Here is a 14,786-nt window from a genome sequence, read left to right as displayed (position 1 = left end):
TCTCTCCCCTTTGACGTCACACGATGGTTGCAAATCTTCAAACCGCGGCTCTCCGGATTTATTCCCAAAATGATCGTGAGTGCGGCAAATTTGATGCGAGCTTGTGCGATCGGTTGCCATCATACTGGTTGATGAACTGACGCGACCAATGACGGATCGGTGAATGTTGCGACGAATTCTCCTCCTGGCCGCTTTGGCCGGCTTGATCGGCTTCGGTGTGTTCTGGTGGCTGACGATCCCCGCGACCGTTGCCGCGAGCGCGCTGCCCGCCTACCAGCCCAATCTGGCCAACGGGCTCACAACGTTCAATGCGGGAGGATGTTCCTCCTGCCATGCGGTGCCGAAGCAGGACGATCGCACCAGGCTCGGCGGCGGCCTCGCGATACCGTCGCCGTTCGGTACCTTCTATGCGCCGAACATCTCGCCCGACCCGAACGACGGCATCGGCCGCTGGAGCGAGGCTGATTTCGTCACCGCGGTCATGAAGGGCACCTCGCCGTCGGGGACGCACTATTTTCCGGCGTTTCCCTACACATCCTATCAGCACGCCAGGCTCAATGACGTGCGCGACCTGTTCGCCTATCTGAGGACCTTGCCGCCGGTCGCCGGCAAGGTGCGCGACCACGATCTGCCGTTTCCCTTCAACATCCGGCGCAATGTCGGTGTCTGGAAATTCCTGTTCATGGACGGCAAGCCGTTCGTCGCGGATGCGAGCCGCTCGGCGCATTGGTATCGCGGCGCCTATCTCGTCAACAGCTTCGGCCATTGCGCCGAGTGTCACAGCCCGCGCAATTTGCTCGGCGGCATCATCACTTCGCAGCGCTTCGCCGGTGGCCCGAATCCCGAAGGCGAAGGCTGGGTGCCCAACATCACGCCGCGGGGGATCGCCGACTGGAGCGCGAAGGATATCGCCTATTTCCTCGAGAGCGGACAGACGCCGGACGGCGACAGCGCCGGCGGATCGATGGTGCGCGTGATCCGCAACACCTCGCAGCTCTCGCCGACCGATCGCGACGCGATCGCCGAATACATCAAGTCGCTGCCGCCGGTCGAGGGACCGCCGAAGCCGGTGAAGAAGGAGAAGGAGTCGTAGTCCTGCGCCTCGGCTCCTCATGGTGAGGAGCATGGAGCGTGCGTCTCGAACCATGAGGCCCAGGTCTATGGCCTGCATCCTTCGAGACGCCCGCCATGCGGGCTCCTCCAGCGACAAAGGCGAAACCTTTGCGCGGGGATGACGGGTGATTGCTCAGCTTGCTCGGTGTCATCACCCGCGCATGCGGGTGATCCAGTATTCCAGAGAGCGCAGTGCTAGAGCCGAGAGGCTGCGGTGTACTGGATCGCCCGGTCCATGTGCGCAATTGCGCACAGCCGGGCGATGACAGCGGTGGACGAGGATATAGCCTCACATCCTCTCAGGTTGAGGAGTTTACAGCACGCTTGTGTTGGGCCGTCCTACTTCGTGCCGAACGCCTTGAAGGTGATGATGGTGAGGGTGTCCTGGATGCCCGGGATCACCTGAACCTTCTCGTTGATGAAATGGCCGATGTCGGTGTCGTGGTCGACGTAGAACTTGACCAGCAGATCGTAATTGCCCGCGGTGGAATAGATCTCGGACGCAATCTCGGCTTCCGCCAGCGCATTGGCGACGGTGTAGGACTGGCCGAGCTTGCATTTGATCTGGACGAAGAAAGGAACCATCAAAGTCGTCTCCGGGGATTTCCGTGACTATAGGCCAAAAACGGGCGGCCAAGGCAAGGGGGCAAGGCAACGGGGCAACAAGGCCAACTCGCGGGTAAGTCAGGCGAACTTGCTGCCGATGGGCGGCCGGGCTAGGACAGGCCATGATCTTGTTCGTCATGATCTCATTCGTCCCAACCGCCGGTACCGCGCAATGACGCCGGTTGCGCTCACTATTGCCGGTTCGGATTCCTCGGGCGGGGCGGGCATCCAGGCCGACCTCAAGAGCTTTGCCGCGTTCGGGGTGTACGGCGCCTCCGCGATCACGGCGTTGACGGCGCAGAACACCACGGGGGTCAGCGGCATCCATCCGGTGCCCGCTTCGTTCGTCACGGCGCAGATCGATGCGGTGTTCTCCGACCTCGAAATCGGCGCGGTCAAGATCGGCATGGTGGCGCAGGTCGAGACCATCGCGGCGATTGCCGACGGGCTGAAGCGCTGGGCGCCGCGGCATGTCGTGCTGGATCCGGTGATGGTCGCAACCTCGGGCGATCGGCTGCTGGCGGCCGAGGCGGTCGATGCGCTGAAGACCATGCTGTTTCCGCTGGCCTCGCTGATCACGCCGAACCTGCCGGAAGCGGCGGCGCTGCTGAACGAGCCGGTCGCCTCGAACGAGGCCGACGTCGAGCGACAGGGCAGGCAATTGCTGGCGATGGGATGTCGCGCGGTGCTGGTCAAGGGCGGCCATGGGCACGGCGCGGAGAGCATCGACTATCTGATCGATGGCGAGCAAAGCATCGCGCTCGCGGCGCCGCGCATCGCAACCGCCAACACGCACGGCACTGGCTGCTCGCTGTCATCGGCGATCGCCGCCGGACTGGCGAAAGGCGAGGCGATGGAGACCGCCGTGCGCAACGGCAAGGCCTGGATCACGGATGCGATCGCCGCCGCCGATCGCTTCGCCGTCGGCCACGGCCACGGGCCGGTGCACCACTTCCACAAATATTACTGACGCTCTTGTAGCCCGGCTGAAGTTTGTAGCCCGGATGAAGCGCAGCGAGATCCGGGAACAGATCATCCGCGGACGCAAGACCCCGCATTACGCTGCGCTTCATCCGGGCTACGCATCCATCGCCTCTTTGAATGCGCATTGTTCCCCCCGCGATATGCAGGCAACACAACGCCTGTTCCGCACAGCCGCGTCCATCTATGTCGCCAGATTGTCGTACGCCGCTGTTATCCGCACTGGAGGGGCGTGCTGCTGATTCTCGTTAACTGTTAGTGAGGCCTTGGGTCGCGGGGATCGTCATCGCCTTGTCACAGGAATCTGTTAGGTGCACAGGCATGGGAAGTGACTCCTTGAGTGAAGAAAGCCCCGAGCGGCGCTTTCGCACTTTGTTTATCTCCGATGTACATCTCGGAGCCCGCGGTTCGCAAGCCGACCGCCTGTTGGACTTCCTCCGCTCCCACGATGCCGACACGATCTACCTCGTTGGTGATATTGTCGACGGCTGGGCGCTGAAGTCGAACTGGTACTGGCCGCAGACCCACAACGATTTCGTGCAGAAGATGCTGCGCAAGGCCCGCAAGGGCGCCAAGGTGATCTACGTCCCAGGCAACCACGACGAGTTCCTGCGCAAATATTATGGCACGCATTTCGGCGGCATCGACGTGGTGGAGAACACCGTTCACACCGGCGCCGACGGCAAGCGCTACCTCGTGATCCACGGCGACATCTTCGATCTCGTGGTGCAGAACGCGCGCTGGCTCGCCCATCTCGGCGACAAGGCCTACGACTTCGCGATCCAGATGAATCGCTTCGTCAACTTCTTCCGCAAGATGTTCGGCGTTCCCTACTGGTCGCTGTCGCAATGGGCCAAGCTGAAGGTCAAGAAGGCCGTGAACTATATCGGCGCGTTCGAGGCGACGCTGGCCGGCGAGGCGCGGCGTCATGGCTGTGACGGCGTGATCTGCGGCCACATCCACTACGCGACGATCCATGACGAGCACGGCATCCGCTACATGAATTGCGGCGACTGGGTGGAGAGCTGCACGGCGCTCGCCGAGCACGAGGACGGCCATTTCGAGATCATCACCTGGACCGACCCGGTGCGCCGGATCGCGCCAGTTCCGCGAGTGACGGCACGCGCTGCATGACGCATATCCTGGTCGCGACCGATGCGTGGCATCCCCAGGTCAACGGGGTTGTCCGCACGCTGACCATGATGGCAGAGGCGGCGAAATCGCTCGGCGTCGAGGTGAGCTTCCTGACGCCGGACGAGTTCCGCACCTTCGCGATGCCGAGCTATCGCGATCTCCGGCTGGCGCTGCCCTATCAGGCCAAGGTCGCAAGCCTGATCGAGGCTGCCAGGCCCGACAGCATCCATATCGCGACCGAAGGCCCGATCGGGCTGTCGGTTCGCCGCTATTGCCGCAAGCACGGCCTGCCGTTCACGACGAGCTTCCACACCCGCTTTCCCGAATACGTCTCGGCACGCACGCCGGTCCCGGAGGCCTGGGTGTGGCGTGCGCTGCGCTGGTTCCACAGGCCGAGCCGGGCAGTGATGGCCGCGACCCCGGCGCTGGCCGCCGAACTGCGCCAGCGCGGCTTCCGCAACGTGGTGCTGTGGTCGCGCGGCGTCGATACCGCGCTGTTCCACCCGCGCGATGTCGATCTCTGCCTGCCGCAGCCGGTCTATCTCAGCGTCGGCCGGGTGGCGGTGGAGAAGAACCTCGAGGCGTTCCTCGATCTCGATCTGCCCGGCACCAAGGTCGTGGTCGGCGACGGCCCGGCGCGGGCGGCGCTGGAGCGGAAATATCCGGAAGCCCTCTTCCTCGGTGCCCGCCATGGGGAAGAATTGGCCGAAATCTATGCCGCGGCCGATGTGTTCGTTTTCCCCAGCCGCACCGATACGTTCGGTTTGGTGCTGCTTGAAGCGCTGGCCAGCGGCCTGCCGGTTGCCGCTTTTCCGGTCACCGGTCCCCGCGACGTGATCGGCGCGGCGCCGGTCGGCGTGCTCGACGAGGATCTGCGCCACGCCTGTCTGGAGGCGCTCAGCATCCCGCGGCAGGCCTGCGTCGATTTCGCCGCGCTCCACACCTGGCAGGCGTCGGCCCGGGTGTTCATCGACCGCTGCATGAACGTCCGCCCCGCGGCGCCCGACGGCGAGGGCGAGGCGCTCGAATTCGGCGCCGAAGAGCACCATTTCGCCGCCCTGCCGGCGCCTCAGCCAAACTCACGCTAAAGCGTCTTGCCGGGTTACCCGCCGCCGCGATACAAATCGTGGATGACGGACATCACTCTCAATCCACTCGTCGCTGCCGCGGACATCGATGCCGCTGCAAGGGTGGTCGCGCCGTTCGCGGTGCGCACGCCGCTCCTGACTTTCCCCGTTCTCAACGAACGCGTCGGCACCCAGGTCTTCCTCAAGCCCGAGATGCTGCAACGGACCGGATCGTTCAAGTTCCGCGGCGCCTTCAACAAGCTCGCCTCGATTCCGCAGGACAAGCGGAGCGGGGGCGTCGTCGCGTTCTCCTCGGGCAACCACGCCCAGGGCGTCGCCGCGGCGGCAAAGATCCTCAACATGCAGGCGACCATCGTGATGCCTGCGGACTCGCCGATCACCAAGCGTGAGCGGACCAAGTCCTACGGCGCCGAGGTCGTGCTGTACGATCGCGATCGCGACGACCGCGAGGCGATCGCCAATGGCATCGCCAGCAAGCGTGGTGCGACATTGGTGCGCCCCTATGACGATCCCTTCGTGATCGCAGGCCAGGGTACTGCGGGCCGCGAGATCGCCGAGGACATGGCCGCGCTCGGGCTTGTGCCCGACATCGTGGTCGCGCCGGCTTCGGGCGGCGGGTTGATCGCAGGTGTCGCCACCGCCGTGAAGGCGAAGTATCCGCAGGCCCAGGTGATCGTCGCCGAGCCCGCGGGCTATGACGATCACGCTTTGTCGCTCAAGGTCGGCCATCGCGAGGCGCATCCGGTCGCGGCGCGCACCATCTGCGATGCACTGATGGCGATGATGCCGGGCGAGCTCACGTTTGCCATCAACAGCAAGCTGCTCGCGAATGGCGTCAGCGTCTCCGACGACGAGGTCGGTGCTGCCGTCGCCTTCGCCTATCGCGAGCTGAAGCTCGTGGTCGAGCCCGGCGGCGCGGTCGGGCTCGCGGCGCTGCTGGCGGGACGGATCGACGCCAAGGGCAAGAATGTCGTCATCGTGCTCTCGGGCGGCAATGTCGATGCCGACCTGTTTGCGAAGCTCGTCGCCTGAGACCAGCATCTTGAAACGAAACAGGGGCAGGACGGTCGTCGCTCTGCCCCCGTTTCGTTGTGGAGCGCGTCGGATCAGTGCCTGAAGCCGCCACGGTGGCTGCCGCCCATTCCGCCGAGATGTGAGCCGGACGGACTTGGGTGGAACGCTGTATGGCTACCACCCGATCCCGTCCGGTTGACTTGCATGCTCTGCCGCTCGGCGCGAAAGTGCTGCCCGCTGTTATCCTTCATGATCCGGTTCGATGTGGTGTTGCCGGCGTTGGCTCCAGGAAGGCTCGCAACCTTGCCCTTGCCGATTAAGCTCGGCATGCCGACCGGCTTCGCTCCTGACGCGGGCATGGTCACGATCTTGCCGACCGAGCCTTGCGCGCCGGCATTGACCGGCCGGAAGGCCGGACGGTTTGACAGCCGTGTGAACTGCATCAGCGGAATTGCTTTCGGCTGCGCCTGCAGCTTCAACGCCGACTGCGCGTAGGGGCTGTTGCCGAAATTGTCGTGGAAGGTCTTGTAGGCGAACGGCGTGTTGGCAAGCACCGCCTTGTGCCAGGCCGCGACCTGCAGCCAGTTCGTCAGCAGGAAGCGAATGCGATCGCAGAGCGGATCGCGCGGATAGAGCCGGATGAATTCCTCATAGTATTCCGGCCGCCCCTCCGACAGCACGAAGTCATAGGCCTGGCGCACCGACCGGTTCGGCAGGTTCGATGCCATCTGCACGACCGGGCCATTCGCCGGTGCACGCGCCGACGCGACCGCGGTGTCGCCGAAGAAATAGAAATCGGAGGTCAGCGACGAGCTTTCCCACGGCGTCTGCCGGCCGTCGGTCGTAGAGTTGACGTCGAGGCGAATGCGCTTGAACAGCTGCTCGATCGGCAGGTTGGGCTCGCGGGCCAGGCGCAGGAAGGCGTTGGTGTATGGGCTGTGGCCATTGCTGCCATCCTGCGCTTCCATGCCGGGCGCGGTCGAATAGCCGACGATCGAGCCGCTCGGGGCGTCGACGACGGCAAGGCCGCGGCCGGCGTCGTTGACGTTGGGAAACGGGTTGTTGCGGCAGGCATCGAGCACCACGATGCGCATCCGGCTCGGGATGTTCTCGAGCGTGCCCATCACGTCGACGAGGCGCACCGCATTGCCGTCGAGGTCGGACGGCGTTGCGATCCTGGCATCGATCGGAATCAGATAGTTCTCGCCGGCGAGCTGCACGCCGTGGCCGGCGTAGTAGATCATCGCGACTGTGCCGGGGCCGCGCGCCGCGACCTTGTCGGAGAAATCCTGCAACACCTTCACCATGTCGCCTTGCCTGAGGTCGGTCGCGGCGATCACCTCGAAGCCGGCAGCGTTCAACAGCTCGGCCATCGATTGCGCGTCGTTGCCGGGATTGGCGAGCTTTGGCGCATTCTCGTAGTTCGCATTGCCGATCACGAGCGCGACGCGCTGCTCGGGGCCGCGTAGCGCGCCCGGCGTTGCCACAGCAGGCGTCGTCGGCGAAGCGGCTTGATCGATCGGTTGCGCCGGCGCCTGCGTGGCATTGCCGACGGTGATGCCGCCGGTCTCGGCAGATGCTGTGCCCGATACACCGAGGCTCAACAGGCCGAGCAATGCGGCCGATATCATGATGGATGTCAGGCGGACCATCGCGCGCTCCCAAAAGCTGGTCCCGGTGCTGGACCGGTCGCGGCGAAGCTAGGCGCGGACGCGTCCGCCGTACGTGAGCTGGGTCACGCTGCGCGGGTGGTCAATGGGAGGTGAGTGCGCAGCGCGCACACGTCGCGTCTACGAGAAGAACGCTATTCTCTCGACCTGGCTCATGCGGCGGATCGGCGCGAGAGGATCGTTGGCCGCGACGCTCGGCTTTTTCAGGAGGCCGCTCGCGATGATGGTCGAGCCGAGTGACACTTCCGATGCGGGAGCTGCGGCAGCCTCGACGGCGGGCGGGAGAGGCCGCGGCACGGCTGCCGGAGCCACGACAACCGGTGCTGCAGCAATCGGTGCTGCAGCAATCGGTGGCGGCTCGACCTTGACCTCGACCTTCGGCTCGGGCGCCGGTGCGGGCTCGGGCTGAATGGCCGGTGCAACCATCTCGGGCTCGTCAGCCATCGCCTCGGCGACGCGCATCTCCTCGGCAAGGTGCATCTCTTCGGCGATCGCTTCTTCGTCGATCGGATCGGGGGCGCCCATCTCCATCGCGATGAGGTCGAGCACCGCTTCGTCCTGGGCGTCAGCGGCGGCCTCGGTGACGCGGGCGAGCTCTGCGGCTTCGGCTTCGGCCAGCGCGGCCTCCGCCTTGAGCCACGCTTCGCTCGGCTCCGGCGTCGCGGCCGTGCCACCCTCAGTGCTCGGCGTTGCAACGGCCTCCTGAGGCGGCACCGACGGCGTGGCGGCCATGGTGGCATCGGGCGCAGCGCTCTCGGCGGCAGCGCTTTCGGCCACCGGTTGCGGCGAGGGGGCAGCAGCGGGCGGTTCCGCAACCGGTGCTTCGGCCACATCCGGCTCGGCCGCAGGCGTTTGCGCCTTGTCCGGATCGAATTCGCTGAGCCGGCGGGCCAGCGCCGCGAAGGCGGCATCCAGCACGGCCTTGGCGTCGTCCATCGAAACCTGGGTTGCACCGGCCTCGATCGCGCTGGCCTGCGAATCGATGATGTCGCAGATCCGGCCGTCATTGCCGATCTCGCGCAGCCGCCAGGAGATTTCCCGAATCACCCGCACGCCCTTGCGCACCGGCGCGAGGTTTGGTTCGAAGCTGATGCCGTCGAGCGCCGCGATGGCGGAGGCCTGGGCGGCCTCGATCGCGCCGCGCAGGGCGCCCAGCGCCTGCGCCAGCTGCTCGTCCCTGATGGCCGCTGCGGCGGCTTGCCGCTGCGCGCTGAGGCTGTCCTCGATCCGCGCCACGGCATCGAGCACCATGCGGGTATCGGCATTGCGGTTGCGCTTGGCGTATTCGCCAAGGAACCAGCGGCCCCGCGAGGTCTCCATGAAGGCCGCGCTGATCGCAGCATAGTCCTCCTCGCTCGGCAGGGCCGCGCGGGCGGAAATCGGCGACAGGGCGAATGCTTCTTCGGCCATCACAATCTCTCCGCGCAAATCACTGCGCGTTACGCTAACGATCACCACGATATCGCGCGAATCGCAATTGAATTGATGTCTTCCGAATCACAAATCCCCATCGCAGCAAAAGTTGCGCCGCGGCGATTCGCGCGCAGCCTCGCGGCATTCTACGCCACGACGTTCGGGATGACCGGGGTCCACCTGCCATTTTTCACGGTGTGGCTGAAGGCGATCGGGATCGATGCCACCTGGATCGGCCTCATCACGGCGGTGCCGCCGGTGACGCGCTTCACCGTCCTGCCGCTGGTCACCGCGGCCGCGGAGCGCCGCCAGATGCTGCGCGGTGCGATGATCGCCACGGGATTCGCCACCGCGGTGGGCTTTGCCGTGATCGGTACCCAGCACCAGCCGTTTGTGTTGCTCGCGGTCTATGCGCTGACCTGCTGCGTCTGGACGCCGATGGTGCCGCTCACCGACGCCTACGCGCTGCGCAGCGTCAGGCAATTCGGCCTGAGCTACGGACCGCTGCGGCTCTGGGGCTCGGCCGCCTTCGCGGTCTGCGCACTGATCAGCGGGTTCTTGCTCCGCTATGTCGCCGAGGTCGATCTGATCTGGATCATCACGGCCGTGACCGTGCTCGGCGCGCTGGTCGGGCTGACGCTGCGGCCGCTCGGCCGCCCAGCGGCCGCAGCCGCGCCGGCGGCCGGCGCGCCGCGGCTGCTGCGCAATCCGACCTTCCTCGCCATCATCGTGTCCTCGGCGCTGATCCAGGGCAGCCACGGCGCCTATTACATCTTCGCATCGATTGCCTGGCAGCAGGCCGGCTTCAGCGGCCTGACGATCGCGGCCCTCTGGGTGCTCGGTGTGATCGCCGAGATCGTGCTGTTTGCGGCCTCGCCGCGCTTCACGCTGCCATCGGCCGTCCTGGTGATGATCGCGGCCGCCAGCGCCGCGGCGCGCTGGGCGATCACCGCGCAGGATCCGCCGCTTGCCGTACTGGCCGCGGTCCAGCTCGGACACGGGCTGAGCTTCGGCCTGACCCAGGTCGGCATCATGGGGCTGATGGTGCATCACGTGCCGGTTCACGTGATGGCGCGCGCGCAGGGCTATCTCACTGCCTGCGGCGGCATTGTCGCGAGCACCACGGCAATCGTCAGCGGCATGGTCTATGCGCGCTTCGGGCTCGGCGTTTACGACATGATGGCCGCGATGGCAGCGACGGGCGGGTTCGTGATGTGGCTGGCACGCAAGCGGCTAACCCATCATCCCCAGAGTGCGGCGTCGGGCGGATAGACCAGGCTGCCCTCGTAGCGCAGCCCGTTGTCGCGATCCTTGGCCAGCAGCAGTGGGCCGTCGAGATCGACGAAGTGTGCGGCTTGCGCGATCAGCATCGCCGGCGCCATCGCGAGCGAGGTCGCGACCATGCAGCCGATCATGATCTCGAATCCGAGCGCGCGGGCGGCGTCCGCCATCGCGAGCGCTTCGGTCAGCCCGCCGGTCTTGTCGAGCTTGATGTTGACGGCGTCATAGCGGCCGCGCAGGCCCTCGAGAGAGGCGCGGTCATGCACGCTCTCGTCGGCACAGACCGCAACCGGGCGCTTGATCCGCATCAGCGCGTCGTCCTTGCCCGCCGGCAGCGGCTGCTCGATCAGCGTGACGCCGGCATCGGCGCAGGCCGCAAGGTTGGCGGCGAGGTTGTCCTCGGTCCAGGCTTCATTGGCATCGACGATGAGTTCGGATGCCGGCGCCGCCTTGCGCACGGCGGCGATCCGCGCGACGTCACCATCGCCGCCCAGCTTGATCTTGAGCAGCGCGCGATGCGCGGCCTTCGCGGTGGCCTCCGCCATCGCCTCTGATGTCCCGAGCGAGATCGTATAGGCGGTGGTGCGCGGTTCGGGCGCGGGACGGCCGAGCAGGTTCCAGATCCGCCTGCCGGCGCGTTTGGCCTCAAGGTCCGCCAGCGCACAATCCAGCCCATTGCGGGCCGCGCCGGCGGGCATGCTGGCCTGCAAGGCGATGCGGTCCATGCCATTGGCGAGCGGCTCCTGCATCGCCTGGATCGCCTGCAGCGTCGCCTCGGGCGTTTCGCCATAGCGCGGGTAGGGCACGCATTCGCCGCGGCCGGTGAGGCCACCCTGGCTCACCTCGGCCACCACGACGACAGCCTCGGTCTTGGCGCCACGGCTGATCGTGAAGGTCCCGGCGATCGGCCAGCGCTCGATCCGCGTGGTCAGGGAAATAGCTCCGGGAGGGGTGGAAGTCATTTTAAAGTCTACTATTTCCTGAACCGTAGCTTGCGACGCGCAGCCAACTATGGCTGGTTAGCGGCAGATTCGACAAGCCGATCCGGCAAGCCGCCGGAGATCAACGGCCAGCCGGCTTGAGGGGTAGGCAAAAGGTGAGCGGCGACCCGACACTGGAGCGGATAGCCCAAGGCGAAGGACTGGCGTTGTGCGCGGCGGGCAACTGGACAGCCCGCTTTGCTCCCGCGCTCGAGCGGATCGTCTCCGACGCTGAGAAACTGCGCGGCAGCCGTTCCCACATCTTCATCGACGTGTCGCAGGTCGCGAGCCTCGACACGTTCGGCGCGTGGCTGATCGAGCGGCTGCGCCGCAGCCTCAGCGACGCCAGCGCCGAAGCGGAGATCGCGGGCCTCTCCGCCAATTATTCCAGCCTGGTCGACGAGGTGCGCCGCGTGGGTCCTGCGCCCAGGGTCGTCAGCGACCGGCTGTCGATCACGGGCATGCTGGAGCAGATCGGCCGCACCGTGGCCGGGGTCGGCGGCACGATCATCGGCCTCGTCGACATGCTCGGCGCGGTGCTGGCCGCCGCCGGCAAGGTGCTGATCCATCCGCGCAGCTTCCGCCTGACCTCGACGGTGCATCACCTCGAGCAGGTGTGCTGGCGTGCGGTGCCGATCGTGGTGCTGATCACCTTCCTGATCGGCTGTATCATCTCGCAGCAGGGCATCTTCCATTTCCGCAGGTTCGGCGCCGACATCTTCGTGGTCGACATGCTGGGCGTGCTGGTGCTGCGCGAGATCGGCGTGCTGCTGGTCGCGATCATGGTCGCCGGCCGCTCCGGCTCAGCCTATACCGCCGAGCTCGGCTCGATGAAGATGCGCGAGGAGATCGACGCGCTGCGCACCATGGGCTTCGATCCGATCGAGGTCTTGATCCTGCCGCGCATGCTGGCGCTGGTATTGGCGCTGCCGATCCTGGCCTTCCTCGGCGCGATGGCCGCGCTCTATGGCGGCGGCCTGGTGGCCTGGCTCTACGGCGGCGTCGATCCGGAGGCCTTCCTGCTCCGCCTTCGTGATGCCATATCGATCGACCATTTCATCGTCGGCATGGTCAAGGCGCCGGTCATGGCCGCGGTGATCGGCATCGTCGCCTGCGTCGAGGGACTTGCGGTGCAGGGCTCGGCGGAGTCGCTCGGACAGCACACCACCGCGTCGGTGGTGAAAGGGATCTTCTTCGTGATCGTGATGGACGGCGTGTTCGCGATCTTCTTCGCCTCGATCGGGATGTGATCATGGCGGAGCAGGACATCGACGCCATCATCCGGGTCCGCGACATCACGGTCCAGTTCGGCACCACGCGTGTGCTCGACGGCCTCGATCTCGACGTCAAGCGCGGCGAGATTCTCGGCTTCGTCGGCCCGTCCGGTGCCGGCAAATCGGTGCTGACGCGCACCATCATCGGCCTCGTGCCGAAGGTCTCCGGCCGCATCGAAGTATTCGGCGTCGATCTCGATGCCGCGAGCTCGGCGCAGCGCCGCGCCGTCGAGCGGCGCTGGGGCGTCCTGTTCCAGCAGGGCGCGCTGTTCTCCTCGCTCACGGTGCGCCAGAACATCCAGTTTCCGGCGCGCGAATATCTGCGGGTCTCGCAGCGGCTGCTCGACGAGATCGTGGTGGCGAAGCTGGTGATGGTCGGGCTGAAGCCTGAAGTCGCGGATCGCTATCCGTCGGAACTGTCCGGCGGCATGATCAAGCGCGTCGCGCTGGCACGCGCACTCGCGCTCGATCCCGAGCTGGTGTTTCTCGACGAGCCGACGTCGGGCCTCGATCCGATCGGCGCCGGCGATTTCGACGAGCTGGTGCGCACCCTGCAGCGCACTTTGGGGCTGACCGTTTTCATGGTAACCCACGATCTCGACAGTCTATACACCGCGTGCGACCGTATCGCCGTTTTAGGGAACGGTAAGATCATTGCTGCAGGATCGATCGCCGACATGAAGGCATCGCAGCATCCTTGGCTGCAGCAATATTTCAACGGCAAGCGCGCCCGAGCCGTTGTGGCCTAGCCCATGATCCCGAAACGAAAAGGCCGGTTTTCGGTCGAGATCATGCGCCAACAGGGAATTCGACGGGCTCGAACGCAGGCCGACTGCGCGAGCGCCCAAGAGCAATGAACGCGAGCAATTGATGGAAACGCGGGCGAACTACGTCTTGATCGGGGCTTTCACGCTGGCGGTAATCGCCGCGGCGTTCGGCTTCGTGCTGTGGTTCCAGAGCCTGCACACCACCAAGCAGCGCAGCCCCTTGCGGGTGATCTTCGAGGGGCCGGCGTCGGGCCTGCGCAATGGCGGCAATGTCAATTTTAACGGTATTCGGATAGGGGAGGTGGTCTCGGTCAAGCTCGACAACCCGCGACGCGTGGTCGCGCTGGCGATGATCGAGAACAACGCACCGCTCCGCAAGGACACCCTGGTCGGCCTCGAATTCCAGGGCCTGACCGGCGTCGCCGCGATCTCGCTGAAGGGCGGCGAGGAGGCCGCCCCGCCGGTGCCGCTGGATGAGGACGGCATCCCGGTTCTGACCGCCGACCCGAATGCGCTGCAGGACGTCACCGAGGCGATCCGCGCCACCCTGCAAAACGTCAACCGCATCGTCGCCGACAATCAGCAGTCGGTGAAGAATTCGCTGAAGAATCTCGAGGTCTTCACCCAGGCCTTGGCGCGCAATTCCGAGAAGATCGACAACGTCATGCTCAAGGTCGACGGCGTGATGGGCAAGGCCGACAATCTGATGCTGGGCCTCAATGCGATCGCGGGCGGCAACAATGGCAGCGAGCTGAACCTGATGGTGAAGTCGATCCGCGAGCTCGCCGACAACGTCGACAAGCGGTCCAATCTCCTGATCAACGACGGCCGCCGCACGCTGTCCGACATCAGCCGCGCCGTGAACAATTTCGACCGCAACCCGAGCCGGGTGATTTTCGGCGGCAGCAACAACGCCGCACCCGAGCCCGCGCCGGCTCCGGCCGCAGCACCGGCCGGGCCGCGGCGCCGGCAGCAATAGGCTACGCGCCCTCCGTTCGTCCTGACGATCGTCGAGTCCTACTGGGGCGCTGCCCCAGATGGCTCGGCTGCTTCAGGAACGAAGCGGCGATAGCGGTCGTCCGGATACGTCTGCTCGGAGTGAATCGTCAGGCTGCGCACGCGGTGGGGATCGGATGCCGCATCGACGACGCCGTTCGTCGCCGGCCATTCGCGACCGGACGCATCGCGAGTCTCACCGCCGGCCGGCCGGACGGGCGTCGTTCGAACGAGGGGCGTGTCGGCTGCCGGCTTGTTCGGCTCCTGTATTTTGATGGTCCGGATTTTGGACGGCTGGATCGGGTCCGCCGTCGCAATCGCGGCCACCCCGATCGTCCCGAGCATCGTCAGCGCGACGATGGGGCACCAGCGTGCGAGCACCATCTGAACCCTCCCCGCTCGTTCTCCCGCAAAACTTAGTCTTGCGTCGGTCAAAAGCAAAACGGAGGCATCGCTGCCTCCGTCTCGT

14 protein-coding genes are annotated in these 14,786 nt (G+C 65.8%); 9 read left to right on the top strand and 5 right to left on the bottom strand.

What is annotated here, in order from left to right; genetic code table 11:
* The first annotated feature begins 163 nt into the window (after nt 1-163).
* On the top strand, nt 164-1,093 hold the full coding sequence (locus JQ573_RS12155) for a cytochrome c (protein WP_212310113.1): 930 nt from the start codon (nt 164-166) through the stop codon (nt 1,091-1,093).
* A 359-nt stretch (nt 1,094-1,452) separates the two neighbouring features.
* On the opposite strand, the gene JQ573_RS12150 is transcribed toward JQ573_RS12155, so the two are convergent.
* Nucleotides 1,453-1,698, bottom strand: coding sequence for an Lrp/AsnC ligand binding domain-containing protein (locus JQ573_RS12150; protein ID WP_066501746.1), 246 nt, complete (start codon nt 1,696-1,698; stop codon nt 1,453-1,455).
* 193 nt (nt 1,699-1,891) lie between these two features.
* Between JQ573_RS12150 and thiD the strand changes: the two genes are divergently transcribed.
* From thiD to JQ573_RS12130, 4 genes are all read left to right on the top strand, one after another.
* A complete protein-coding gene (gene thiD / locus JQ573_RS12145; protein WP_212310112.1) occupies nt 1,892-2,689 on the top strand; it encodes a bifunctional hydroxymethylpyrimidine kinase/phosphomethylpyrimidine kinase in 798 nt (265 codons plus the stop codon).
* Nucleotides 2,690-3,021: 332 nt separating this feature from the next.
* Nucleotides 3,022-3,834 (top strand): UDP-2,3-diacylglucosamine diphosphatase, encoded by an 813-nt coding sequence (locus JQ573_RS12140; RefSeq protein ID WP_050403538.1) that lies wholly within the window; start codon nt 3,022-3,024, stop codon nt 3,832-3,834.
* Nucleotides 3,831-4,922 (top strand): glycosyltransferase family 1 protein, encoded by a 1,092-nt coding sequence (locus tag JQ573_RS12135; protein WP_212310111.1) that lies wholly within the window; start codon nt 3,831-3,833, stop codon nt 4,920-4,922. The genes JQ573_RS12140 and JQ573_RS12135 overlap by 4 nt, the downstream gene beginning before the upstream one ends.
* Nucleotides 4,923-4,964: 42 nt before the next feature.
* Nucleotides 4,965-5,954, top strand: coding sequence for a threonine/serine dehydratase (locus tag JQ573_RS12130; protein WP_212310110.1), 990 nt, complete (start codon nt 4,965-4,967; stop codon nt 5,952-5,954).
* 74 nt (nt 5,955-6,028) lie between these two features.
* Here the strand turns inward: JQ573_RS12130 and JQ573_RS12125 are convergent, their stop codons facing one another.
* Both JQ573_RS12125 and JQ573_RS12120 read right to left on the bottom strand, forming a co-directional pair.
* Nucleotides 6,029-7,588, bottom strand: a complete 1,560-nt coding sequence (locus JQ573_RS12125; protein ID WP_212310109.1) for a caspase family protein — start codon at nt 7,586-7,588, stop codon at nt 6,029-6,031.
* Between the two features lie 138 nt (nt 7,589-7,726).
* Nucleotides 7,727-9,016, bottom strand: coding sequence for a hypothetical protein (locus tag JQ573_RS12120; RefSeq protein ID WP_212310108.1), 1,290 nt, complete (start codon nt 9,014-9,016; stop codon nt 7,727-7,729).
* A 75-nt stretch (nt 9,017-9,091) separates the two neighbouring features.
* On the opposite strand from JQ573_RS12120, the gene JQ573_RS12115 reads away from it, so the two are divergent.
* On the top strand, nt 9,092-10,291 hold the full coding sequence (locus JQ573_RS12115; RefSeq protein ID WP_212310107.1) for an MFS transporter: 1,200 nt from the start codon (nt 9,092-9,094) through the stop codon (nt 10,289-10,291).
* Here the strand turns inward: JQ573_RS12115 and dgcA are convergent.
* Nucleotides 10,261-11,262, bottom strand: coding sequence for an N-acetyl-D-Glu racemase DgcA (gene dgcA, locus JQ573_RS12110; protein ID WP_212310106.1), 1,002 nt, complete (start codon nt 11,260-11,262; stop codon nt 10,261-10,263). The genes JQ573_RS12115 and dgcA overlap by 31 nt on opposite strands.
* 134 nt (nt 11,263-11,396) lie before the next feature.
* Here dgcA and JQ573_RS12105 point away from each other — a divergent pair, with 134 nt between their 5' ends.
* The 3 genes from JQ573_RS12105 (at nt 11,397) to JQ573_RS12095 (ending at nt 14,300) form a co-directional block, all read left to right on the top strand.
* Nucleotides 11,397-12,530 (top strand): ABC transporter permease, encoded by a 1,134-nt coding sequence (locus tag JQ573_RS12105; protein ID WP_212310105.1) that lies wholly within the window; start codon nt 11,397-11,399, stop codon nt 12,528-12,530.
* 2 nt (nt 12,531-12,532) lie between these two features.
* Nucleotides 12,533-13,303, top strand: a complete 771-nt coding sequence (locus JQ573_RS12100; protein WP_212310104.1) for an ABC transporter ATP-binding protein — start codon at nt 12,533-12,535, stop codon at nt 13,301-13,303.
* A 121-nt stretch (nt 13,304-13,424) separates the two neighbouring features.
* Nucleotides 13,425-14,300: an MlaD family protein gene (locus JQ573_RS12095; RefSeq protein ID WP_176530188.1), complete on the top strand. Its 876-nt coding sequence runs from the start codon at nt 13,425-13,427 to the stop codon at nt 14,298-14,300.
* Nucleotides 14,301-14,338: 38 nt separating this feature from the next.
* On the opposite strand, the gene JQ573_RS12090 is transcribed toward JQ573_RS12095, so the two are convergent.
* Nucleotides 14,339-14,701: a hypothetical protein gene (locus tag JQ573_RS12090; RefSeq protein ID WP_212310103.1), complete on the bottom strand. Its 363-nt coding sequence runs from the start codon at nt 14,699-14,701 to the stop codon at nt 14,339-14,341.
* Nucleotides 14,702-14,786: the final 85 nt, after the last annotated feature.

This window comes from Bradyrhizobium sp. AUGA SZCCT0105, from assembly GCF_018129565.1.
In the GTDB taxonomy this organism is placed as follows: Bacteria; Pseudomonadota; Alphaproteobacteria; order Rhizobiales; family Xanthobacteraceae; genus Bradyrhizobium.
This window is presented reverse-complemented; position numbering and strand designations above follow the sequence as displayed.